Annotated in this window: 18 protein-coding genes; 1 reads left to right on the forward strand and 17 read right to left on the reverse strand. The window is 45.7% G+C overall.

The window, feature by feature from the left end; translation table 11 throughout:
• The 8 genes from BUB38_RS04235 to BUB38_RS04270 form a co-directional block, all read right to left on the reverse strand.
• On the reverse strand, positions 1 to 1,914 hold the full coding sequence (locus tag BUB38_RS04235; protein WP_073157516.1) for a polysaccharide lyase family 8 super-sandwich domain-containing protein: 1,914 nt from the start codon (positions 1,912 to 1,914) through the stop codon (positions 1 to 3).
• Between the two features lie 8 nt (positions 1,915 to 1,922).
• The gene (locus BUB38_RS04240; RefSeq protein ID WP_073157519.1) at positions 1,923 to 3,026 is read right to left on the reverse strand and encodes a glycosyltransferase family 2 protein; all 1,104 of its coding nucleotides are present in this window, start codon (positions 3,024 to 3,026) and stop codon (positions 1,923 to 1,925) included.
• Between the two features lies 1 nt (position 3,027).
• Positions 3,028 to 3,972 carry a glycosyltransferase family protein gene (locus tag BUB38_RS04245; RefSeq protein WP_073157521.1) on the reverse strand — a complete coding sequence of 315 codons (945 nt, stop codon included), beginning with the start codon at positions 3,970 to 3,972 and terminating at the stop codon, positions 3,028 to 3,030.
• On the reverse strand, positions 3,966 to 4,931 hold the full coding sequence (locus tag BUB38_RS04250; RefSeq protein WP_170932341.1) for a glycosyltransferase: 966 nt from the start codon (positions 4,929 to 4,931) through the stop codon (positions 3,966 to 3,968). The genes BUB38_RS04245 and BUB38_RS04250 overlap by 7 nt, the downstream gene beginning before the upstream one ends.
• A gap of 107 nt (positions 4,932 to 5,038) precedes the next feature.
• Positions 5,039 to 5,902 carry a glycosyltransferase family 2 protein gene (locus BUB38_RS04255; RefSeq protein ID WP_073157527.1) on the reverse strand — a complete coding sequence of 288 codons (864 nt, stop codon included), beginning with the start codon at positions 5,900 to 5,902 and terminating at the stop codon, positions 5,039 to 5,041.
• Positions 5,895 to 7,247 carry an O-antigen ligase family protein gene (locus tag BUB38_RS04260; protein ID WP_073157529.1) on the reverse strand — a complete coding sequence of 451 codons (1,353 nt, stop codon included), beginning with the start codon at positions 7,245 to 7,247 and terminating at the stop codon, positions 5,895 to 5,897. The genes BUB38_RS04255 and BUB38_RS04260 overlap by 8 nt, the downstream gene beginning before the upstream one ends.
• A 3-nt stretch (positions 7,248 to 7,250) precedes the next feature.
• The gene (locus BUB38_RS04265; RefSeq protein ID WP_073157532.1) at positions 7,251 to 8,306 is read right to left on the reverse strand and encodes a glycosyltransferase; all 1,056 of its coding nucleotides are present in this window, start codon (positions 8,304 to 8,306) and stop codon (positions 7,251 to 7,253) included.
• On the reverse strand, positions 8,303 to 10,057 hold the full coding sequence (locus BUB38_RS04270) for a heparinase II/III family protein (protein WP_175547640.1): 1,755 nt from the start codon (positions 10,055 to 10,057) through the stop codon (positions 8,303 to 8,305). The genes BUB38_RS04265 and BUB38_RS04270 overlap by 4 nt, the downstream gene beginning before the upstream one ends.
• A 250-nt stretch (positions 10,058 to 10,307) precedes the next feature.
• Between BUB38_RS04270 and BUB38_RS04275 the strand changes: the two genes are divergently transcribed.
• Positions 10,308 to 12,521 (forward strand): CotH kinase family protein, encoded by a 2,214-nt coding sequence (locus BUB38_RS04275; protein ID WP_073157538.1) that lies wholly within the window; start codon positions 10,308 to 10,310, stop codon positions 12,519 to 12,521.
• Positions 12,522 to 12,554: 33 nt separating this feature from the next.
• Here the strand turns inward: BUB38_RS04275 and BUB38_RS04280 are convergent, their stop codons facing one another.
• From BUB38_RS04280 to BUB38_RS04320, 9 genes are all read right to left on the reverse strand, one after another.
• Positions 12,555 to 13,754 carry a glycosyltransferase family 4 protein gene (locus BUB38_RS04280; RefSeq protein WP_073157541.1) on the reverse strand — a complete coding sequence of 400 codons (1,200 nt, stop codon included), beginning with the start codon at positions 13,752 to 13,754 and terminating at the stop codon, positions 12,555 to 12,557.
• Positions 13,755 to 13,760: 6 nt separating this feature from the next.
• The gene (locus BUB38_RS04285; protein ID WP_073157544.1) at positions 13,761 to 15,074 is read right to left on the reverse strand and encodes a nucleotide sugar dehydrogenase; all 1,314 of its coding nucleotides are present in this window, start codon (positions 15,072 to 15,074) and stop codon (positions 13,761 to 13,763) included.
• Positions 15,075 to 15,089: 15 nt separating this feature from the next.
• Positions 15,090 to 16,460, reverse strand: a complete 1,371-nt coding sequence (locus BUB38_RS04290; protein ID WP_073157546.1) for a nucleotide sugar dehydrogenase — start codon at positions 16,458 to 16,460, stop codon at positions 15,090 to 15,092.
• Between the two features lie 44 nt (positions 16,461 to 16,504).
• Positions 16,505 to 19,303, reverse strand: coding sequence for a CotH kinase family protein (locus BUB38_RS04295; protein ID WP_254794872.1), 2,799 nt, complete (start codon positions 19,301 to 19,303; stop codon positions 16,505 to 16,507).
• 95 nt (positions 19,304 to 19,398) lie between these two features.
• Entirely contained in the window at positions 19,399 to 20,244 is an 846-nt protein-coding gene (locus tag BUB38_RS04300; protein WP_073157552.1) for an EamA family transporter, read from the reverse strand.
• A 201-nt stretch (positions 20,245 to 20,445) separates the two neighbouring features.
• Entirely contained in the window at positions 20,446 to 22,773 is a 2,328-nt protein-coding gene (locus tag BUB38_RS04305; RefSeq protein WP_254794873.1) for a lytic transglycosylase domain-containing protein, read from the reverse strand.
• Between the two features lie 49 nt (positions 22,774 to 22,822).
• Positions 22,823 to 24,664, reverse strand: a complete 1,842-nt coding sequence (ptsP, locus tag BUB38_RS04310; RefSeq protein WP_073157558.1) for a phosphoenolpyruvate--protein phosphotransferase — start codon at positions 24,662 to 24,664, stop codon at positions 22,823 to 22,825.
• Positions 24,636 to 24,908 carry an HPr family phosphocarrier protein gene (locus BUB38_RS04315; protein WP_073157561.1) on the reverse strand — a complete coding sequence of 91 codons (273 nt, stop codon included), beginning with the start codon at positions 24,906 to 24,908 and terminating at the stop codon, positions 24,636 to 24,638. Before BUB38_RS04315 ends, ptsP begins: the two co-directional genes overlap by 29 nt.
• A gap of 7 nt (positions 24,909 to 24,915) precedes the next feature.
• Positions 24,916 to 25,836 carry an MlaD family protein gene (locus BUB38_RS04320; RefSeq protein ID WP_073157563.1) on the reverse strand — a complete coding sequence of 307 codons (921 nt, stop codon included), beginning with the start codon at positions 25,834 to 25,836 and terminating at the stop codon, positions 24,916 to 24,918.
• Between the last annotated feature and the right edge of the window lie 4 nt (positions 25,837 to 25,840).

Consider the following 25,840-nt stretch of genomic DNA (forward strand, 5'->3'; position numbering starts at 1 on the left):
TCATTTTTCAAAAACAAGGTCTTTCTTCAAGAGGTCTTTTAGAAATCCTCCGTCTTCGCGGAAAATAAAGACGCAGGGAACATCAAAGAAGAACGCCTGCTGATTGAACTTGAATGAAGCAGCTCGGAACATTGTTCCACACACAATGTGGTTTGCGGCATCATAAATAATCTGACCCACAGGATCATTTTGAAGAACTAGAATACGTTCTTTATGTCCGGAAGTCAAATGACCTGTTTTTGCCCCAACCTCCATGAGATAGGCATATTTTGCCTTTTGAGGAAGAATTCCATGATCTATCCATAGCGAGAAAATTTTTCCATGTTCAACAAATTTCGTTGTACCGATTTCACTCCAGTTTCCTTCACGATTTTCAACCTTTACCTTGAAGGTCTGACCGTCTAGACTGCGATAACCAATTCCATTATGCAGAACCATTAACGATTCAAGAGAGTCGCCAACGGCAGGAACAGACTCAAGCGAAAAATCCGTCGACAACAAGCGCTGATCCAGTGTTGTTCGGATCGGAGAATCAATTCTGCTAGAAATATCAGCCCCCAGGGCAACGACAGTGCCATTGATGAACACCCAGGTTTTCTTGGCATAGATTCCCGAACGATCAACAATCATTGTTGCGACGCCAATGTTTCCTTCACTCAAGCCACCAACAAATCGAGACTCATTAGTCACACGTTTTTCCTTCTGTTCGGACTTGTCGTAACAAGTAATCCCAGGAAGCATAGACCAATCCCATAGAGGGTAAATATCCTTAAAATCATCCGGGTGACGGTATACAGACAGGACTCCCGCCCCTAACCAAAACCCCTTCCGATTTTCACGATTGATGCTTTCGCTACCTACCGTTTTCCTTGAAGACATCTTGAGAGAGATGTAATAATCATCGGAACGGCAAACCATCAATTCTCCTCGCTCAAAGTAATGGCAACCCGAAAGAAAATTTTCTCCTTTTATTTCCTTTTTCCACAAGGAATAATCTTCCGCACGGGAGGAATCTACACTTTCCAAATTCCTGATAATATAAACGTATCCCCCTGCATTCTTGTTATCGTCCTTACGAGAAATTTCACGGCCTAGAACCATGGGATCCACCATCCCTTTCCACATCATCCAGCGATTTCCATGCAAGGCAAGAGCGCTCATTGCATCAAGTGTTTCCTGATTAAAGGCATATACCGTCCCACGACAAAAGGACGCCCACTTCGCTCCAATAGACAAAGCCATTTTCCCGTACCCGCCATTATACAACAGATTGCCATGCATAAAAAAGGAATGGTCCTTCTGGTGCCCTTCCCTACTTGTAACAAGCATGGTGGACTCAATATTTTTCAGGCCATCATAAATCAGAGAATCTCTTCGCTCCAGAATTCCACGGATAACGACCAGTTCAGAAATCCATGTTCTGTTAACACCATTCCGACTCGGCAATTCAGGGAAACATCGAATAATTTTGGTCCTCAATGAATCAGGCAATTCATCCCACAGCAACAGTGCAATGGGAGCCAGCTCCCTCGGCACACCGACTTCATTCATCCACCAATTATCGTTTACAAAATCCTCTTCGCGACTAAACCAAAAAAGCAGAGACCTTATTGCGGCCTCCTTTATTTTTAGGCACTCACTATTGGCAGTCGGTCCAGCACAGGCATATGCATAGCTTTCCGCCAACGTTCTCGTCTTTTTCAAATGTTCAATGGGAGTATGCCCCTTCTCATGATATTTGGGGCCAGACCACGTTCCGTCAGAATGTAGGTCCTCAACAATTTTCAGGGATTCTTCCGGAGGAACATTCGAGGAATAGTCCTCTCTCAAACGATCTAAAAGGGAATCCAGGTCACTAGCCATGGCCGTAGATACCGCTAGTAAAATAGCGAAAATCAGTCCACAACCATTCATACGATCCCCTATCGGGAATTTCTAAACTGACGAACTAAACTGGAGAAGCTGTGGGAACGCAACAGGGAAATCAAACCACTGAAAGATTTTTTCCAGTTCGCCTGCTTTTTCTTGGCTCGATATTCCTGCATAAAACTTTCAAAGGCGGTCTTGAAAGATACTTCGTCCCATTCCTTATCCAAATACTTATCGTACATGCAATAAAGGAAACTGTCATATATCTGGCAGCCTTTCATTCCGCTTAAACCGAAATCATTCTGCTTCAGCATGGTGTAATACTTGAAGGCCACATCTACAGAGAACGTGGAAATTTCATTTACCACATTTTTCACCACAAAATTCTTCCAGGATTTTTCAACAGCCTTCAGCTCATCAGCCCTCATGGTCTTCTGTAAAAGACCAAAGGTGTTCAAGGTGCAGGGATAGGCTATATCCGGAGAAATGGACGTAATGGAAGTCCCTGTATTGATGCGATAATGAATAAACATCTTATCGCATACGACCATCCGTTTGGCACGAACATTCGCCATGGTCGAAAAGAAGCAGTCGTTCATGCGAGCCTGTTCCTGAAACCGCAAGCCTTCCGCTTTAATGAAAGAAGCCTTATACAGTTTATCCCAGGCAGCGGTTCTGCAAAACTGGAACAAATCCTCGGCAATATCCTTGCCAGAAAAAACCGTTCCCTTGGGCACAAGACGTTCCTTCAGGGAAAACGACTTTGTGGATTGAACACCTGTTTTCTGGTCAAATGTGGCAGCCTTGCAGAACACAATGTCAGCATCATCTTTTTTTGCCGCAGTCACCATCGTTTCCAGCATATTCAATTCAAACCAGTCATCTGCATCCAAAAATGAAAGGTATTCACCTGTAGTCACCGCAAGTCCTGTGTTACGGGCATGACCTGCATTAGACGCCTCCTGTGAAACAACCTTTATGCGAGAATCGCGGGAAGCGTAATCTTCGAGAATGGCAAGAGATCCATCTGTGCTACCATCATTAACGCAAATTATCTCTAAGTCTTTCAAGGTCTGATTGACAACAGTATCCAAGCACTCCTTTAGATACTTTTCACCATTATGAACAGGGATAACAACGGAAACAATTGCGTTCATATCACACCTTCTTAAAAAGGCTCTTTATCTTTTTGCAGATTTTCTTTCTAAAGATGTAGGACTTCAAAATCATACGTACAACAAAAATTTGAACGGAACTCACACCAGCATAATTCTTATAATAATAAGATTCCGATTCAAATCGGAGCATCAGCCTCTTAGAAAAATCATAATTTCTATTTATGATTTCAGAGTGATTATGAAGAAGGTGTACCGCCGGCACATAGTGGGTTACATACCCCCTGTCATGAAGTTTCCTTGAAAGAATTAATTCCTCGGCAAATAGAAATGTATTGGGATCAAAACAGCCAACTTCTTCAAAGATTCTACGGGGAATCAGGAAAAAAGCGCCCATGACTCGGAAAACCGGATTTTGAACAAAATTTTCTTGCAAGTCACCCGAAGTCAACTTTTTAGGCAAAAAGCGAGCCAAGGGATAGCAAAGATTGTCCAACCCCCAACGTAAAAAGAAATTCTTTTCAAAATAAGGATTCTGCGGACGTCCATCCTTACCGACAATGGACGGGCCGACGATAGCCACATTCGGCTTTTCGGTCTCGGTAATCAGGGTGTCAACCGAAAGAGTATCATCAAGGACAAGCAAGTCATTATTTGTAAAAATCAGATAATCGCTTCCCAGGAACTCGCCTGCAATTTTCGCGCCGGCATTATTTCCCTTTCCATATCCAGCATTGCTAGTATTCTTCCACAAAAGCAGACGGTAGCCATCCACATTCTTTTCTTCCAGAACAGATCCATCATATTCTGTTATCGAAATAGTGGAATAGGCGCTAGACAGTTTCACGAAATTGCCATCGTCAACGCTATTATCAACGACAACAAAAGAAATTTCCGCAGGAGACTTCTTACACTTTTTTATATAGTGAGCAATGCAATTGAGCGTCGCCTCACCAGACTTGTAATCTACAAAGATAAAAGTCAGCATGAAGTTTCTCCGTAAAGTTCAAGCCATTCCTTCTTATGGGATTCCCAGGAATTTCTGGCCATGTACTGCACAGCAAGCGATTCCTTTTCGCCAATCTTACCGCTAACAAAATCAGAATACGCCTCGGCCATCTTTTCAGCAAGAATTTCCACATGTTCGCTTTCGGATTCGTAGTGATAGCCATACAGACAATCAGACTGTTTCAAAATATCCTTGACACATGCAATATCAGGGCAGATCAAAGTTTTCCCAAGAGAGAACGCCAGCGGAATCGTTCCTGAATTCAGAGAAGAACGATAGCTGTAGGGCACAGTCATAACGCACGCCGACTTTACATAGGCAGACAATTCATCATCCGGAATAAAACCAGGATTAAAGACAATGCGTTTACAGTTTCCAATCAAATTACGTATATCGGCTTCATAGGAAGCAGGTTCCACCTTTCCGCAAATCAAAAGAACAGGCAATTCCACATTCTCGTTTTCACCGAATGCTTTCATAAAAGCCTTCACCAGCACCTCTATATTCTTGTAAGGCTGGATAGCCCCCGAGAACAGCATAATCGGAGAACGTTCATCAATCCCAAACTTCTTGCGAACATCAAGATCGCTTTCAGGGTAAGACCCGTAATAATCTCCATGAGGAACAAGCTTAACCTTCCCTGCATATTTTTCAAGATGGGCAATAGTCAGAGTGTCTTCGCACATCACATGAATAACACTTGAAAAACGGGCCAGCAGCTTAAAGAGAATCTTGTTGTAAAAAGGAGTCTTTACATGAGAAACGATATTGTGAATCGTCCAGACAATACGTTTATTCTTCTGTTTCAGAGCAAGTAAAAAATAGAGTCTCTTTAAAAAGGAGAAAAAAGTCTTACTCTGATCAAACCAGTTGATGTGATAAACATCCGATTCAAACAAATTCCCAGAGCCTTCTTTCTTCATTTCTTTGTAGCTCACACATTGAAAATTGCCCGAAGACTCCAGCAACTTCGCCAGATTAAACAGGAAATGATTTGTTCTTTTTTGACATGACGGATAGAAACAAACTTTTTTCATATCGTACCTCAAAAAAGATGAAGAACTTTCGTGGGAATATATTCAACAAAGAAACGGATAACACCGTAATAGAAAGCCTTAGCCTTCATTCCTGCACGCTGGTGACGTCGGAATGCGTCTTTTACCAAAGTTGCATGATAGGCCCAATTTTCCTTGAAGCTCAGTTCATCGTAGAGGGACTGATGCTTATTCCGGATGTATGAAGTATTTTCTGACCAGTTCAGCACGTTATTAGAAACGCGAGCCTTGACATTCACCTCATCTAGACAAACCACAAGGGCTTCCGGCACAAAATGAAATTCAGCCACCTGTGCCAAACGGATGCACAGTTCATACTCCTGCCAAAAAGTCAAACGTTCATCAAAATTTCCAACTTTTTCAAGCAAATTTCTAGGGAAGAAAAGGCATGAAGTGGAAGTCACGTAAGTGGTACGGATTAGGCGAGACAAGTTCCCAGAAAATTTCTGTGGAGGAATGACGGTATGAAGAGTTTCACCTTCACTTGAAACTTTTTTGAAAGTTCTTCCACAAAAAATGACGGAGCCCGGATGTTGATCGTGGAGAGCTAACTGTTTTTCAAGCTTATTAGGAAGCCACTCATCATCATCATCAAGAAATGCAATAAACTTGCCTGTGGCCCGAGCAATACCCTGATTACGGGCATAATTTCCACCTCGTGAATCCTTGGCATCAATGCGAACGTAAACGATGCGAGGATCTACGGCATAAATTTTCTGGGTATCATCAGTAGAGGCGTCATCCACAACGATACATTCCAAATCCCCCGTGGTCTGCGACAGGGCGCTCTGAATTGCCTTTTCTAAAAGTTGACAACGATTTTTTGTCGTAATGACAACAGAAAACTTATTCACTTACAGCCTCCTCTTCAGTAATCTTCTGAGATTCACCGCTTAAACTTTCTTCCCGCATTTCGTCATCTTCTTCAACACGGCATGCGCCCATACAATACCCCATCAGCATGTAGGCAAATACATTATTGCCGCCAATCTCACCAGACATACAGGCAGACACAAAAAAGACTACCGTAACCAGCATACCTCCCTGTCCATAGTCAAAACGTCGTCGTCTAAAGAAATAGAAGAACGCGAACAGGAACAGCAGAAAATAGGATGAGATTCCACAAAGGCCGTAGTCAATGAGTTGGAAGAAAATCACCGATTCCAGGCCACCAATTTCCTTATCGGTAACGCGGTCATTATAGGCGTCGCGCTCCATCACCGTCTTACTTGTATAACGAACCCCATTTCCATAAATGGGACTGTTCATGAAATGAACATAAGAAAACAGAAGTTGTTCCTGTCTCATCGATATGGAACTACCTTGTCCCTCGACAGAAAATTCTTCAACAAATTTATGTGCAAAATTTGCCACTGCAAACGCAAGCACAACAACGGCAAGGAACTTAATCTTAACATTGACCTTACCTAAGAAGAACAGCAGCAAACCAAGTAAAGAACAAGCAAGAGCCGTTCTTGATCCGGAAAGGCACACTAACAGGAACAGGGCACCCCATACAAACCACACCTTGTTGCGAGGCCACGGAATTCTTTTCATGCAACAGGTAAACATCATCAAGGCACAGCTCATCATACAGCCAAACGCAGAGGGATGAATCGTCGTCACGAATATTCTGTTTCGATAGCTTCTTGAAGCAGAAACGGCACTGTTCAAATCATAAAAGCCATCATAATTCGGGAACGCCTTACAAATCAGGGGGAAGATATAATTCGTACGCAGCACAAACTCGATTACACCCAGCACACATATGACAGCTACAGGATAGAACCACTTTTCCTCAATCTTTATTTCCTTAAAATACAAGCCACCCATATAGGCAACAATAAGGTAGGCATAGCTCTCCATGAAATAGCGGAAAGCATTATAAAGGCCCTTCGAACCGTCCCCATTCAATACAGCAGTTCCTGCTAGAGACATCATCAACAAAAAAAGAGGGATACGCAAGGGATGTTTGATGACACCATCAACCAGAGCAGAGCTATTCCTTAAAACAGCCAAGCCAAAGAAACCGTAGAGGAAAGCCTGTTGGGGAGAAATCTGAGGGCTTTGGGTAAAGCTGACGCATTGCGGAAAAAGGATAACGCTTGCAAGAATCCAAGGATAACTCTGATTCTTATTCCCAAGAATCATCATTGCAAACAAAGCAAAGAACGCCAGCAGAACCGCAACACTAATCATATTTTAACTCAACAAATCCTGGTAGCCTCTTTCCAAGCAGCCCTTCACAACATCACCTGTAAAATGAGTGCTGGCACGTTCCCAACCCGCCTTTCCCATCTTCAGTCGCAAGGCCTTATCATTAACGATAGTCTCCAAAGCCTTCGTCAGGGCAAGAATGTCTCCGGGTTCACAAAGAATTCCGCAAACTCCATCTTCAACCACTTCTGCAGTTCCACCAACGAAGGTCGAAATCACAGGCAAACCAAAGCCGAGTGCTTCAACCAAACTCATACTAAAGCGTTCTGCATAGGAAGGAAGCACAAGCAAATCATATTTGGGCAACTGTCTGATATAATCCCCATGTTTCATCCAGGGCGACACGCTGATCAGACTTGATTTCGAGGACTTTTCAACACATTCACGAACCTTGTCCACTTCACCATCGCCAAAAAGGAACAACTCCACAGGCACAGAAAAAGAAGACTTATCAAAGGCTTCAATCAAATCATACACGCCCTTACGATTTCCGAATCTTCCTGAAAAAATCACCTTCACAGGATTTTCATGCAAAGAAAGATCCTCCGGAGCACCGGCAATACTTTCGCCAGGATTCGGGATTACCACGAAATTTTCGGAAGAAGGAGACACCGATCTAACAATATCCTTCATTTCCGAAGAGAGAATGAAAATCTTTTCGGAATGAACGAAATAATCCTTCAACATTAGCTTTACAATTGAAGGCGCTCCATTGCAGAATTTATCAAACAGGCTTCCGTGAATGTGACAAACGTACTTTCGACCGCGAAGACGGAGGCAGCGGCTAATCAAATACTTGCGAAAGAAACTTCCATAACTAGAAGTGTGAATCTGAAAGAAATCAAACTGGCTCGGCGGGCAAATAAGAAGACGCAAGCAAAGCAAAAAAAGAACCGGAAGAGACTTCACAAAGGAGCCATTGTAGCTAGCAATAAAATTGCCCTCAGGCAATTTAAAAAGCTTCTTATAACTCACAAGAACAGAACTGATTCCACCCTGAACATAAAGAGCCGGCCCAATATGACAAATTTTTTCAATCATGAAAGCACCTTAATCTTCGTTTCAAAACTTGAATTTCCAGAACACTTCTTTTGTGCGTACAGCACCTTGCAAGGGACCTTTTCCCCAAAGTGTTCAGAATACCACCCCATCACAGGAGATTCTTCGCCAGACACAATACGATATTCCAGCGACGGATCCGTAGTGATTTGCACCTGACGAGCCCCGGCAACAGAGATTACAAAGACCCCCTTGGAAGTTTTAACCACCTGCGCCCAAGGACTTAAATGGAAGGGTATTTCCGCATCATGAGATCCGTCAGACTTTAAAGAGTCCGTGATTATAAATTCTTCCTGGTCCCGCAAGAATTCGACCTTTCGAGAATGACAGACGCCAAGCTTATCATAACCACTGTGGGTTGCAACAACAGAATCATTTTCAACCTGCAAGGCTCTGCACTTAAAATGATTCAACCACATGGTAGGTCCGGCCTGAGTGGCCTGATCCATAAAATCAACGCGGACTGTATTATGGGCAACAGTTCCCATAAAGTATTTACGCCAAACCTTGTGAGTATGATAAGTAAACGTACCCGAATCCACAACAACAGGGAAACCGTCCACATGCAAGATAATGCTCAATGCATCGGCATGACCATGTGCAGCGATACTCAAGAAGCCCAAAGGAGCAGCATCAAAATGAAGAAATGTTTCCCTCCCTCCAGCCATCTTTCTAAAAATGTAATGACCGCTTTCTGTCAGGAACACATTCTTGTCAGGATTATCGCCGTCGGCGTTCAAAGCGTCAAAAGCAGCCTTTCCCTGATTGTCAAAAATCAATTGGTTCTTATCATCCCAACTCAAGTCGGAACGTTTTAGGGAAGCATCAGCAAAATAGGTTGCAAAAGATGTCAGCAGCGATCTAAAGTTATTGAAATGACCACCAGCATCAGGACGCAACAGGAATCCATCATCCCCATCTCCATACATGGGATAATTGTAGTTCACATCCAGCATGGCATTCAAGTAACGAGCCATCTGATGAAGGCGGTCCTTATACGACGACGACAACGGACACCCCGCCTCATCTCCCATCACGGAGGCAAGCAAAAAGAAGTCATCAATAAATTGGATGTACTCGGCAGCCTCTTCTCGATTTACGCCATCGGACACATTCTGCAAGAGAATTTCTCTTTCAAGTCCTGCCTTGGCATAAGCACGATATTTTTCACGTTTTGGAAAATCCCAGCAACATGACGCAATAAAGAGGCCAGCATATTCTGCAACAAGGTGATTATTCGCAGACGAATACAGCGACGGATGCTTCCTTGAAAATTCAATATGCTGGTTCACGAGGGGAAGCCATACTTCACGGACAAATCGTCCGAAGTTTTCGTCAGACTTACAAAGATTTTCAGCATCCAACAACTTCCAGCAATACGCCCAGTTAATTAGACGGATGTTTACCTCGATATTGCTGTACCAGTTTACCCCCCGCAAATAGGGATTCGAATCCATCCACGATGTCACATGATAGACAAATAGATCTAGTAAATCACGATTTCCCGATTCCTTAAAAAGTTTTGCAATACGCGTCAGGAACAGCATGCGGTTAACTTCCCACACATGCTTGGCGCTGCCAAATTCATCGGAACGAATATTAATCTTATGGGCAAACGTTTCAGGGAACGATCTTCCCGACGAAAGATCACGATGCCAGTCTATCGGCTTATAAATATCAACAGCCGATTCAAAGATAGGATACATCAAGTGAGCATTTTCATCAGCAACCAAACGGGGCGGAACTTTCCCCTCTAAATTGCATTTTGCAACGTTTCGTTTAAACAGACGTTTATCAAGAACATGCGTGCGGAATCGCTGACCTACACGATAAAAAACCTCTTCGGGAGAAAAGGTCTTAATGCGTTGAATATACCATACTAATGACATTCTCTTTCAAAGATAGAAAAATAGAACAAGTCGACTAAAAATGGATTAAATAAAAAAACTTGAAAAAAGCCAATTTCCTTATTACATTATACAGATGATGATTGAATTAAAAAACACACTTTCCACAATATCGACAATGCTATTGACGGCATTTATTCTTTCATCGATATCCAACTGTGCAATATTTGCCTCAGACGAAGAAGACTCCTCCGAGGAACAGCGTTTACAGGATCGGGCTCACATTTCCATATCAGAAATTCAAATTCAAAATTTAGATTTTAAAGACGATGCAGGTCAATTACCTAGTTGGATCGAACTATACAACTCAAAAGATTCAACCGTCAGCCTCAAAAACGTCTACTTGACAGATAACATAGCGGAGCCCGACAAATGGAAATTTTCCAGCGAGGAAATTCCAGCCAAATCATACAAAATCGTCTTCTGCGATCAAAAAGATTCAAATTTTCATACAAACTGGAATCTAGGCAAAAAGGGCGGCAGTATATATCTGCTAAATTCCAAATTTGACGTATTGGATTCAGTCACCTACCCTCAGTTGACAAACGGAATCAGTTACGGGAAAAACAATGACGGGATCTGGGGATACTTCTCAAAAGCCACCCCAGAAAACGCAAACGTAGATTCAAACTGGTATTCGGAAATAGCCAAAACCATAAATCTAAATACAAAATCCGGATTCTACAAAGATCCTTTTATCCTGCAGGCACCGACGCCATCCGACAAGGAAACCATCCGCTGCACACAGGACGGATCTGTACCCAGCAAAAATTCCCCCATTTTCAGTAAGAGTCTCCTCATCGAAAAAAACACCATCTTGCGTTGCGCCGGTTTTAAAAACGGAGCACTTACCATAAACACGACAACCAGATCCTACTTTGTCGGCGAAAAAATAAAGATGCCAGTAATCTCCGTTAGCGTAGACCCCATCTTTTTCAAGGAATCCTACTATTACGACAATCACTCATGTTCTGACCCCAACGCGGATGCCGGATATCTCAATGAAACGGAATACCCCGTCCACGTCGAATATTTCGCAAAAGGAAGTTCATCCAAGAAAGTCAGTTTTGAAATTGATGCAGGAATTTCCATTGCAGGAGGCTGCACCCGATACTACCCAAAGAAATCCGTCAACATCAAAATGAGAAAAGTCTATCAAGACGGCAAACTCACCTACACGCTTTTCGACACTCGCCCCAACAACAATAAATTCAAATCTTTCCGTCTTAGAAATCTCGGCAATCGATTCTACAAGGATTATGTAGGAGACGCCGCATTCACAAGCCTTCTGGAAGGGACAACCATAGATTACCAGCGTTCACACCCCGTAGTAGTTTTCTATAACGGCGAATACTACGGAATCCACAACATACGCGAAATATTAAACGATGATTATATAGAGACCAACTACGGAATCAACTCAAAAACCGTAACCGTCGTAGAACATCACCGCGAAAATTTCAGCGGAAAATCAATTAAAAAATACGTTGATTTCATCAGGTACATCGCCAATTCCGATTTTTCAAGGCAAGACGAATACGACACCCTGCAAACAAAATTGGACATAATAAACTTCACGAACTACATGGCTTTTGAAATTTACAGCCTCAACGACGATTGGCCAACAAATAACGTTCGTGCCTGGAAATCAGATTCCACACGTTGGAAATACATGGCATTCGACATAGATCATGGTTTTAACCTTGATTCCTATGAATGGCAAAAAAGCAACCAGAACATATTCGACTGGATCCGAGACCGTTCAACCCCATGGTCATTTGCCAAGGTTTACACTCAACTCATTCAAAATGATGACTTCAAGAGAGCCTTCATCAATCATTCCGCCATTCTGTTTAGTCACTATCTAACCGCCGAAAAAGTTTCCAATGCTGTTAAGACGATTCTAGCCCAAATTGACTCCGACGAAATGGACCGTGACATGGAACGATTCCCTCGCTCCGTTTCTAAAGACGGCGAGGACATCATAAAATGGGCCGTAGAACGCGACAAATCCGTCATAGAAGATTACAGAAAAGAATTCAACCTAGGCAAGACCACACCTGTTTCTTTCGAAGCCAAGGGAGCTGGCTACATAACCATCGACGGAATGCGGCTTCCAGAAAATCATTCAAAAACATTTAGTGGAACATTCTTTAGAGGAAACAAACTCCTAATAGAGGCCATCCCCGAAAGCGGGCACAACTTTACCCAATGGGACGACGGCGTTACAGAAAATCCGCGCCTAGTTTCCCCAGAAAAGAAGTCTTCCTATACAGCAAACTTTAAATAAAAAAAGCCCTCAAAGTGAGGGCTAATTTTACTGTTAAACCTTCAGCAGCTTCTTATAGGCCCCGATCAGCTTCGGGCGTTCATATTCCCAGCTTAACTCGCTTTCGACACGCTTGCGGCCAAAGCGGCCCATTTCTGCAGCCTTTTCGGGATTTTCAAGCAACCAGAGAATCTTTTCTGCAAAATCTTCCGTGCTAGTATTCTCTGCATAAAGAGAAGCTTCCTGAGCGCTGAACTTACCTTCCTTCAAGGTGAACTGCACAATCGGCTTTCCAAACGCCATGTACTCCATAATTTTATTCATGGTAGACTTGTCGTTCATTTCAGAGGGCAGGTCCGGATTCACACACACATCCGCAGTATTCAACACATCGGCCAGATGCTCGTCCGACACGCGACCCGGGAATTCCACATAATCAGAAAGACCCATGGACTGATTCATCTGACGGAGTTCTTCAAGAGAAGGACCGCCGCCCATAATGCAGAAACGGATATCCTTGCGACCTTTCTTATTTACGATATAGTCGACAGACTGGAGCAGCAGATCAATACCTTCCTGCTTTCCCATAACGCCAATATAACCAACGAGATGCTTAAAGCCCTGCTTCACTTCAGGCTTGGCCGGGCCCACTTTCAGCTTCTGGATATTGGGACCGCTACGGACAACCGTCACATCTTCTTCCCGCTTTTTACCACGACGGATGGCAATTTCCTTGTAGGATTCATTAGTGACGATAGCGTGTTTAGCAAAATGGTACGTCAAACGTTCTACCAGGAGCATAGCCTGGTAACCCAAGCCCTTCTTACCGAACTTGGCAATCCACAGTTCCGGATTGATGTCATGATGATCAAAGAGGAACTTGCAGCGGGTCAATGCATAAAACGGGAATGCCGCAATGAAAATCAAGTCAGGAGGATTGCAGGCATGGATTACATCCTGCACGCCCTGCTTCCGGAACACCTTCAAGAGCAGTCTAAATTCATGAAAGAGAGCACAGAAATATTCCTTGAAATAATCCAAGGTTCTGTTTGCTTCAGGAAGCGGATGACGATAAATCTTGATACCGTCGAGTTCTTCGTACGCCAAGGGATACTTCTTTGTCTGGGGACAAATCACAGTAACTTCGGCACCAGCATCATGAAGCGACGTTGCTTCCTGCCAGACGCGCCTATCAAAAGGAACCGGCAAGTTTTCAACAACGATACAGACTTTCTTTCCGCACAACTCAGACATAAAATACTACCAGCAGAAGCCCTCATAATTGGGCAAGCATTCCACAGAAGAATCCTTCACACGATCCAGATCGAAGAAACGTACGTTCGTGTACTTACGGATCATCGCAGGAATATCGGGATTACGCACGGTCACAATCACCAGGGAACTGCACTTCACCACATCCTCGGTGCAGCCCTTCAAAAGGGGCAGCAAATGAGGAATTCGAGAATTCAAATCCTTAAGGTTCGTTTCTTTTTCCAGAGCCAGGTTCAGGAATCTGTCAAAGATACGGACATTGTAACCGGACTTCATCAGAGCCTCGACCATACGAGTCGAAGCAGAATTTCTCAAATCGTCAGTGCCGGCCTTAAAGGTCAAACCAATAACGCCCACATCCTTGCATCCAGAATTCTTGACCAGTTCAACAACTCTATCGATGTGAGCATCGTTACTCTTTTCAATGGAGTCAAGGACAGGTACACTGACATCATTATTTTCAGCAAGGAACTTCAAACCCTTAAGATCCTTAGGCAAGCAAGAGCCACCATAGGCAAAACCGGGCTTGAAATAGTACGGAGAGATATTCAGCTGAGTATCCTTGCAGAACAAGTTCATCACCTGATGGCTATCGATTCCCAGAGACTTACAAATTGCGCCAACCTCGTTACCGAATGTCACCTTGAGGGCATGGTAAGAGTTATTGACAAACTTGATAATCTCAGCAACCTTTTCGGGAACTTCGGCAATTTCACTGCCAAGAGGTTCATACAAGGTACGCAAGGTCTTAACCGCAATCTCGTTCTGAGATCCAATAACGGTAATGGGAGGATTCAGGAAGTCCTTTACTGCAGTCCCTTCACGCAGAAATTCCGGATTGGAAACAACAGCAAAATCCATATTGACCTGCTTGCCGGAAATTTCAGCGATACGTTCTGAAATCATAGCGTTAGTTCCAGGAGGAACCGTACTACGGATAATGACAATATGGAACGAGTCCTTCTTCTTGAGTGCAGAGCCAATACTTTCTGCAGCGGTTATCAAATAAGAAACATCCAGATGTCCATCAGGTGCATTGGGAGTTCCAACGCACAGGAAAGACAAATCCGTATTCAAGACAGCCTCTTCGACAGACTCGGTTGCAGAAATCAACCCAGCCTTGAAGCCTTCTTCCATCAATTCATCAATGTCTCTTTCGACAATGGTCGGAAGACCCTTGGAAACACGGGAAACCTTGTTTGCATCAACATCGCAGCCCACCATCTTGTTGCCCAGTTTCGCCAAGCATGCAATGCCGACGCAACCCACATACCCAAGCCCAAAGACACTAATTGCTGCCATAAAAAATAATCCTTTTTACTCCGCCTTACCCTTACCGATACTCGTCACTTCGAAGCCAATCTTGCGAAGAGCATCTGCATCCAAAATATTACGGCCATCAAACACGAAGGCAGGCTTAGCCATGGAACTGTAAATACGGTTCCAATCCAGTTCAGCAAAGCACTTCCATTCAGTGCAGACCACCACCGCATGTGCGCCCTCGGCGGCCTTATACGGATCTTCGTTAAATTCAACCTGATCCAGTACATCCTTCAGGTCACGCTTTGCATCGGGAATAGCCTTCGGATCAGTTACAACCGGCAGTGCATGTTCAGAAAGGAGGTCGCGAACAACCAGGTTTGCGGGACTTTCACGAGTATCACCCGTATTTGCCTTAAAGGCGAAACCGAAGACGGCAATCTTCTTTCCGGCGATGGTGTTGAACATGGTTTCCAGCATACGGTCCACCACGCGATGGGTCTGCCATTCGTTAATCTTTACCACGCTTTCCCAATAGGCAGCCACTTCAGGCAGTCCATAGTAACCGCAAAGGTAAACCAGGTTCAAGATGTCTTTCTTGAAGCAGGAGCCACCGAAACCGATAGAAGCCTTCAGGAACTTAGGACCGATACGCTTGTCCTTGCCCATGACAAAGGCAACTTCATCCACGTCGGCACCGGTACGTTCGCACAGGGCGCTAATGGAGTTGATGGAGCTAATACGCTGAGCCAGGAAGGCGTTTGCAGTAAGTTTTGTCAGTTCAGAGCTCCACAGGTTCGTGGTCAGGATGCGATCACGGGGAACCCAGTGGGCATAGACATCGACCAGCTTCTGGCAAGCGGCCAAGCCGGATTCAGTCTGGTGACTACCGATAAGAACACGGTCCGGTTCAAACAGATCCTGGATGGCGGTACCTTCAGCCAAGAATTCCGGATTAGACAGAACTTCGAAGTGGAGTCCCTTATCATTGGAATTCAGGATGCGTTCCATTGCGGCGGCAGTACGAACCGGCAAAGTGGACTTTTCCACGATAATTTTGCCTTCATCGGCAATTTCAAGAATATTTCGAGCGGTTTTTTCCCAGTACTGGAGGTCAGAAGCCTTTCCGGCGCCATGACCGAACGTCTTGGTCGGAGTATTCACAGACACAAAGATGATGTCCGCTTCCTTAATTGCAGCCGGAATATCGGTACTAAAGAAAAGATTACGGCCACGGGCACGCTTAACGACGTCATCCAGTCCCGGTTCAAAAATCGGGAGGTTTTCGCTATTCCAGGCATCAATGCGGGCCTGGTTAATATCAACGACAGTAACTTTTACATCAGGACACTTGTCGGCAATAACGGTCATGGTGGGACCACCGACGTAGCCCGCACCAATGCAAAGAATCTTTGTAGTAAAACTCATAATACCCTAAATTTAGAAAAAAAACGTTTTGGACACCCAAAGTGCTACCTAAAAGTGGCTGTTAGGGAGGTTATTTCCTCGGGGAGAATTGTTCGGGTAGCGTCCATGACACCATCAGCCCAGCCAGCCCACACACCACCTGACACCGGAGCAGCGGTAAGAGTCACGGGAGTGCCGGCAAAGAACTTGACAGTCATAGAGTTACGATCCAAGGACAACCCATGGACAAGGATGGTTCCATGCCCCTCCACAGATAGGGAAACCTCCGCCACCTCGCCCAGACCGAAGAATTCCTGCAGTTCCGTCACGATTACGGCCTGACGGGTTTTGGCAAAACTCTTAATCTTATCAAATTGACTACTCATGTAAGAGGATTTATGGTTCCAACGATCCTGATCCCTGGAAATTTCCGACTCAATTTCACCCATCATGGACTCGATTCGAGCAAGAATCCTACTGGACTCAAAATTCATGGAAAGGAGAGTTGTCATACGATTTATGAACGCAATTTTAAACGTCTGATTTTTAAGGAGCGTCCTTAAAAGGAACGTAGATTCCGGTCCGTTGGGCCAAGATTTGCCCTCCTCCGTAGTAGTAAAGTCAAAAATATTGCTTTGATCCGTGGAACTGCCACCAAAACCAAAGTCAGTATCGTAAATGAACCATTTCCATTTTGTTGCGGGATTTTCACAGCGCCACTTCTTAAGATTGTTGGCAGGCCAGTCCCTATTATTTGCAAAAATTTCCGTCTGCATGTAATTCATCAAGTTGTCTACATCAATCTGCTCCGAAACATAGGCATAATTTTCATCCAAAGACAAATCATGATCTTCCATCCAGGACATCAAATCGGTGTAGCCAATAGCGGACCCAGCCGATGCGGCATTATCCGCCTTCAGCAAGTCAATTTCATCGGGGTCGTATCCATAATGGGTTTCGAAATAATATTCCGTAGAGCGTTCACGGATGTTGTGAATACCGTAGTACTCGCCATTGTAATAGACGATTGCGCCACGCCCTCTCTGATAGTCAACGCCAAGCCCTTCTGAAATAGAACTGGCCAAACGATCTCGAATATAGTCGTTGTTAAAATTGCTACCATTATTCCTTAACAGGAAAACTTTAAACTTAGTTAAATCCGGGAAATCAGGGAACAAGGGATAGTTCAATCTTTTGTCGCCATACTTTTCTCGGAATGTAATTGCCACGGATTTTTTTTCATTCTGACGACTGTAGTTTCCGAAAATTTTCAGCCCGGCGTTCTTGGCAAAAGCAGGAGCGCCCTGCCCCACTTCAAGTAGTTCAACAAAAACAGGAACTTCCTTGTCTTCCCAATAGTTGGCACCGTAGTGAGGTTCCGCATGTTCGGCATTGGGACCTTCCATGTAGATTCCCGTATCAGGGTCAAACAGGGAATTGGGATCGCTAGTTATAAAGACCGTCGGAACACTGGGCGTCGTTTCAAAAAGGTAAGTTCGGTTCAAGACTTCTCCAGGAAGGGCGCCCGGAATAAAGCTGGCGCAGCGAACTACAGCGGAGTTGTCCACCTTCAACGCCAAAACCAGTTGGCTATTCTCCGTAGGAACGGCTCCACCAAATTCACAGCGCACCATACTTTCCTTCGGGAACGACACTACAAACTCATCCTGGTAAAAACCTGACGGAGGCAAATCAGTCAAAGTATCCAAAGCAGGCGACCTTTCCGAAACCACATCGGAAACTGTCACACCATAAGGCGTCGCATCGGCAAAGCCCCAGCGGCCATCGCCCAAAGACCAGGTCTTTTCAACAGGCAGTTTGGGGTACGCCACAGAGTCCATAATTTCCAACGCATTTTTCATCAAGTATAGCGAACCACCTTCGTTCTTGATTTTGAAGGACGTATGAGGTTCATGCCCTCTGTTTCGCGCGATGTAAGAGAAGGCCTTCACGGTCACTTCCTGCTTTTCCTGACTTTCCGGGCTCATCCTAGTTCCATAAATGATGGACAAGTCAGGGAACGTCTTCCCCGTAGGAAGCAAGGCGCGATACACCGTAGAAGAATCCCCCGTTCCCGTAAAGACCAATTCGTAACCTTTCCAGTCATCAAGTCCCGTTTGACCCAAACGGAAGGACACCTTTCGATCCCTGGTGATAAAGGCATGAAGCAAAATCTCATTGGTAGCCGAAATGTCCAGCACATCATTTTCGCCGCTACTCCTCGTCCCCACAAAGGACGAAATGGAAGACCAGCCCAGTTTCTCATTTTCGCCTAGACGCATCCGGGCGCCAAACATCCGTCCATTATTTTCCGTAAAGCACAGTTTTTTCTGTCCGTCTAACGGTTCAGAATAGCTTTCTCCCGGGGGATCATTCTGGGCATCTGTCCAACTCCAGCAACCCGTTCCAATCAAGCTGATTGAATCATGAGGAGCAACAAAATCAGGCAAATTTTTCCCGGATAGATAAACCAGCATGAAGGAATCCGGCTGTAGAACCACATCTCCAAAAATCCATTTTTCAGGCTTGTCCAGTGAATTGGTCAAAGCCATTCCCTTTAGATTCACCGGTTCGCTGGAAGAATTATACAGTTCAACCCAACCGGCATCACCACCCTCATGATCATCATAGACCGTATTGATGGGATCCACTTCTGTAAAAATAATCGGGCCGCCCACATAGGAAAACTTCGGGGGTTCCGTAACCGTAGAATCTTCCGATGACGAGCTCATTTCAGATTCAACAACCTGAACACTTTTGGTTTCACCACTCTCGCTGGAACACGCTACAAACACCAAGGTCAGCATTAACACCCAGAATTCAATTACCAAAGAATTTAGGCAAATTTTTTTATAGTCTAACATAAGCATACCCGATTCAAATATATACAGAAATGCCCGCCTAAGGGCGGGACTTGCAATCTATATCACACAAGGGCAAACAGATCTTTCACGAATCATTAGGCCTTTTCGCCTTTCTTTAAACGAGGGCGACGAACCACGAACAGGGCCGCTCCCGTAAGAACAAGCGCAACAGAAATCATCTTTCCAAGAGGGAATGCCTCGCTAAAGACCAAGGCTCCCGCAATCGTAGGAACAGCAGCACCGACAGCAGCGCTGAACGGGATAATAAACAGGGCTCTGCCCCGAGAAAAAGAAACTTGGGAATACAAGAAGGCAATGCCGTAAGTGACAATATAACCCAAAGTTCTAAAGTCTAGAAGAAGGACTCCCACGGAAGAAAGAGTCACATTGTCAAGGTCAAAATCCATGGCGAGGCTCTTATAGAATGCAGCCGAAATTCCAAAACCCACACCCATAATCAGGGAATCCACCATTTCGCGATCCTTAACCCAAAGGTGAGCAACAAAGGTAGCACCGCAAACGACCCCGGCATAAGCCCACAACATAGAAACATCCTGTACGCTGGTCGCTTCGCCAAGGGATTCTACAGAATAAAGAAGGCCTACCACCACAAAGCAGATCGCTACAACAATACGGCGAGTCAGAACTTCTTTCAGAATAACGAAACCCATCAATGCCGTCAAAACCGGATTCAGCACCATCATAGGCTGCACCTGACTCAAGTCATAGCGTGCCATGGCTATGTAATAACCAATAGTCGCAAGGCCGGAACAGCTGATGCCCAACCACCAAAAGCCATTACTCAGGACGCCTTTCAGAAACTGCCAAGGATTAGACACACCACCAGTACGTTTGCCCACGGTGGAAACACCCGATTTTTCAAGGATATTTCCGCAGGCAAAAAGAAACGCGGGGCCAATGGTCAAAAGAAGAAAAAGCATGGGGAGTTAATAGTGAAGAGTGATGAGTGATGAGATTCCTTGAGTGTCATTCCGAGCGAAACGAAGTGGAGTCGAGGAATCTAGCGGTTTAGATATCAATTACGAATTATGAGTTAATAAGCTAGGAGCCTTCGGCGCGATTATTTACCTCAAAGGAGCCCCAGGCTCCGCCCTCATACCTCGTACCTGTCGCCTCGCGTCTTACAGTTCGTCGTAAATTTCCTGATAGATCCAGTAATTGCCCATGACGCGCTTTACGTAGTCGCGGGTTTCCCAATAGCTCACATCTTCAGCACGGACATCCCAAGGGAGGCCCTGGCCTGCAGCCTGCCAACGTTTGGTGGGCTTGGGACCTGCATTGTAATTGCCCAGGACATACATATAGTCATCGTTATACTCAGCCTTCAGATCCACAAGGTAACGGATGCCCAGACGGATGTTCATATAGGCATTGTACAACTGCTTCGGATCGAAGTTCTCGATATTTTCCAACTTTGCCAGGGTCTTTCCTGTAGCGGGCATAATCTGCAGCAAGCCGCAGGCGCCAACAGGAGAAGCAATTTCAAAGTTGAAAATGGATTCCTGACGCATAACGCTATACACGAAGAAGGGGTCGATGCGATCACCGGAATGGAACTTCACCTGATCGCGATAAGGAATGGGGAACAGGTAATGCAGGACGGCAATGGGCGGAGCCATAAGACGGCGACGGTCCATATTGTTCTGGAACTGACGAGCCAGACGGTAACCGGCAGCAGTTTCGCCCACTTCATAGAACAGCTGACCATATTCATAAAGGAAGTCCAGACGCTTAGCATTCTTCTTGCGAGCTTCATCGTAAAGAGCGAATGCCTGATCCGTAAAGCCATAATGGAACAAGGTCTTTATGCGGTTATAACGTTCCGGGCTATAAGTAGCGTCAGGCCTGCCCAGCTTTTGAGAGTCACGAATCCAGGCCAAAGTCTGTTCGGGCGACATGGGAATACCATGGGCATAGGGAACGTCCTTCGCATCCATCAGCTTGTATTCCACCAGCTTCATGCGACTACGATGAGCGTAGTAGGCCAGCGGGAAATCGCGGATACAATCTAGGTAGGCTTCGCGGGCCAGGGAATCCTTGCCCAATTTCATGTAGGCATCCCCCAGGAACATGCGGGCGCCACTTCCACTCCAGAGGAACTGATCCTTGGTCGCATCGGTGAAAGCATCGATAGCTTCCTGCCACTTTTCCTGCTTGAAGTAGACAAAGCCAATGCGGAACTTGGCCCACTGACGCTTAACATTATTTTTGAAACGCTTGTGAGAAAGTTCGCGGTAGCAAACTACGGCGCTATCATACTTCTGATTCTGCTCGTATTCAAAGCCACGAACCCACAAATTGTTGGCGTTTTCCTTGCTGTACTTGCTTACGTCGGCCAGCAGGGAATCGAACATCTTAATTTCGCGGGCATACTTGCTAGAGTTGTTGCGAAGCAGACGCAGGGTAGACTGAATCCACAGAGGACGCATTTCCACAGAATCCAGCAAGAATCGGAACTGCTTAATGGACTCATCTTCCCGCTTCAAGCCGCGAAGAGCGACAGCGCGTTTTTCCCAAAGGTTAATTCGAGTATCCATGTCCAGGCTGCTCACAGGCAACTTGCTCTGGATAGAATCTTCAGGAAGAGCCACCGCAGATTCCGGAGACTTAGCAAGCAAGGCCGCATCAAGAATCTGAATGGAATCCAGCAAGGTCAGGCAGCTAGCAGCCTCATCCTTGGCGCAGGCCATCTTGGCATAGGCCACCTTCTCCGACAAGCTTTCCGGAGCGCCCTGAACCTTACGCAGGCGACGAATGGCCGAGAAAGCAGAATCCTTATAAGAAGTAGAACTTGTCAACAACTGCATGTAGACGCGTTTCGCATTCTTCAGCTGCTTGAACTGTTCCAGATACTTGGCATAACGATACTTAAGGGCAGAAGCATCGTCAGACTTAGGATACTTATCAATAAAGGCCTTGATGGAATCTGCATGGGCACGATCACTCAAAGTAGAATCGGCCATGGCGGCCTCGATACGGAGGCGGCTTGCCTGACGGTCCCAGGAGGCATCCTTTTCCATGGCCTTGTTCTTCTGGAGGGTTTCGCGCATCTGCTTGAAGTCACCCTGCTGGAACTTAGCCTTGGCCATACGGAGAACGACGGCACCATCCAAGGCCGTATCACGGCCCATCAATTTGCTGTAAGCGTCAAAAGCACTATCCCACTGTTCCTTATAGAAGAACTGGGCCGCATTGGCAAAGTCACGAACATCCCTAGGCTGGGATTCGTCCAGGCTCAAGGCGCGGGCACGATCATATCGAACCACCATGTCCTGGAATCGATTTGGGGGAATCTGTTCAAGTTCTGCATACGGATTTACAGGTTCCACAGGCATAGAAGCCACAAGGCTGTCAGTTGCCTGAAAGGGCTGCGGAACGGCATTATCTATAATAGGTTTATTCTGAACAGAATCCGTCTGGACGGAGTCAACCTGAGCATATGCGCCCACTGCACACATGCTTATTATTGCAACAAAAACACCAAATTTCACTTTTCTCTTACTTCTTGCTGTTATCGGCCTGGCCCACCACACTAAGCACGCCCAGGTCTCTAATAGCCTGCGCATACTTCTTGTGAAGATAGGCGTTTACGCTTTCGGCATCGTCCATCTGAAGCACGGTCAGAGCCGTTTCCCTGACATCTTCAAAGTTGATGGATCGAATAATCTTCTTCGTAGACATGACGTTCCATGGAGTCATGGAAAGTTCATCAATTCCAAGGCCAACCAGCAGCAAGACGCTCATGGGGTCAGCACTCATTTCACCGCAAACCGCCACAGGAATACCTTCACGATGGGCGGCCTTGACAGTTTCATAAATCATGCTAAGCACCGCCGGATGGTGCGGCTGGAACATGTCTGTAATAAGTTCGTTGGTACGGTCCACAGCGAGGGTGAACTGAATCAAGTCGTTTGTACCAATGCTGAAGAAATCCACTTCCTTGGCAAGCTTGTCAACAATCATGACAGCGGCAGGCACTTCAATCATCACGCCCACCTTCACCTTGGCACACTTCTTACCTTCGGCTTCAAGTTCATCACGGCAGCGTTTGATGCATGCCTTTGCACGGCGAAGTTCCGTCATGCCAGAAATCATGGGCAGTAAAAGTCTCAGGTTGCCCTTGGTATTTGCCAGGAGCAAGGCCTTCAGCTGGGTACAGAAAATATCTTCGCGATCGAGGCACACACGAATGGAGCGCCAGCCCATAAAGGGGTTAGACTCACTCACTGCATTAATGCCACTAACCAGTTTATCACCACCAGCATCCAGAGTACGGATCGTCACTGGGCACGGAGACATTGTCTCGAGAATATAGCGATAGGCATCGCGTTGTTCATCCTGCGTGGGAGCATCCTTGCGCAGGAACAAAAATTCAGAACGATAAAGGCCAATACCCGTCGCACCGAAATCCGTTACTTTATCTGCTTCACCCGGAATTTCGATATTGGCGTGGAGGGTAATATACTTACCATCACGGGTCATAGGTTCCAGCTGTCGCATGGTAAACAGTTCGCGACGCTGGCGTTCAAAGACTTCCTGCCTTTCGCGGAAATCCTTAATGTCTTCTTCGTTGGGGTTTACGACAACCTTGCCGCTAGAGCCATCAACAATGACGACGTCCCCAGCCTTGATAATGGCGGCTGCGTTACGCAAACCAGAGACTAGGGGAATCTGGAGAGAGCGTGCAAGAATGGCCACATGGCTAGTACGGCCACCGGTATCCATGGCGAGACCGCTCACCTGCCCCGGCTTAATGGACATCAACAGGCTAGGCAGAAGTTCATGGCCAACCAGGACAACGCCTTCTTCATGAGCCACATCCTCCAGCACAGGTCCGGAGTCTTCCATGGCGGCCATCAGACGATTATACAAATCCCTAAGGTCAGCCGCCTTGTCTCTCATGGCCGCAGAATCAATAGATTCAAAGCGGTCAATGTAAGCCCCAAGAACCACATGCACAGCCCAGCGTGCATTCTTACGGTCCTTGCGAATCTTATCGATAATACCATTTACCAACCCGGGGTCCTGAAGAATCATCAGGTGGGTTGCAAAAATCAGGCTATCCTTCATGCCTGCGCGGCTTTCGGATATTTCCTTGATCTGGGCGATTTCCTTGGCAGTCTTGCTAACAGCCTTCAAGAAAAGCTGTTCTTCGTCTGCCAGTCGACTTTCAGGAAGAGTTTCCTCTACTACAGAAATTTCTCGGTTCGAAACCGGGAAAACCCGGCCCATAGCGAAGCCGGGAGAAGCGGGAACGCCGGTCAGTACAGTGCGTCGCAACGAACCGTGAACCGGATTCAAGCCATCATTCTTAGCAGGGTTCTTCGTTGAAGTGGTCATTGAACAAACCTTCCAGCAAGGAAGCTACATTCTCTTCATCTTCACCATCGATTTCGAACTTTACTTCGGAACCAGCGGGAATAGCAAGCATCATCACGTTCAGGATGCTCTTGGCGTTTGCCTTGGCACCTTCAAAAACGATGGAGATGTCGCTCTTAGCCTGGCCGGTAATATCAACAATCATACCGGCGGGACGCGCGTGAATACCCAACTTGTTTGTGACCACTAATGTCTTAACTATCATTTTTTCCTCAGAAAATATCCACGTTGACGTCCAGACCGTCCTGCAGAATAATACGGAACAGGCTATCAGCCGAATGAACCGTCTTCACGATGTCGTCATGCAGGGCTCTGTCGTTCAACAAAATACCGGCGGTGTTGTCCTTGGATTCCAATTTAGTCTGGACTCTTCCAACCAAATCATCTAGGTGCTTGGTCACACCTTCCAGTTCGCCAATCAAATTATTTGCGTTACCCATCACCTTATCGGTACTTGCAAACATATTGTCAATGGGAGACTTTACACCATCAATAAGGCCATTCACCTTTTCCGTCACCTGGTTCAAGCCTTCCAGACTCTTCTTCAGCTGGGGATCGGTGGTATTCAGCATAAGCATCAGACGGTCTTCCAGCTTTTCAGCCTTAACAAGCAGGGTCTTGAAACGATCCTGGAATTCCGGATTGACGATAGTCTGGTTCAGAGCCTTCTTTACAGATTCCAGAAGGACCTTGGTACTATCGCAAACTTCACCGGCAAGGCCGATGGCTTCTGCAATACCGGCGTCGAACTGACCCGAAATGGTATCACCCGGGACGAAGTAGCTTGTGGAATCGCCGAGAATCATACCGATCTGACGTTCACCCATGATACCGATATTCTGCACTCTGATTTCGGAATCCTTGGGAATCTTCACGTCGGTACGAAGTCGGATCGTCACCACCACGCGGTGTCCAGAAAGTTCGATATTCTCGACCTTACCTAGACGAACACCGTTCACCTTCACAGGGTCATCCAGCACAAGGGTACTGACCTGGGTAAAACGCAGGTAGTAAGTGTTGAATGTTTCGCGAGGATCCTTTTCGTTCAGGAAAAATACGCCAAATACAAGAATAATGAGCGCCAGTATTACAACCAGGCCCACAGAAAAATACAGTGCAGAATACTTTTTCATTTGG

The sequence above is a fragment of the Fibrobacter sp. UWH5 genome (assembly GCF_900142505.1).
In the GTDB taxonomy this organism is placed as follows: domain Bacteria; phylum Fibrobacterota; class Fibrobacteria; order Fibrobacterales; family Fibrobacteraceae; genus Fibrobacter.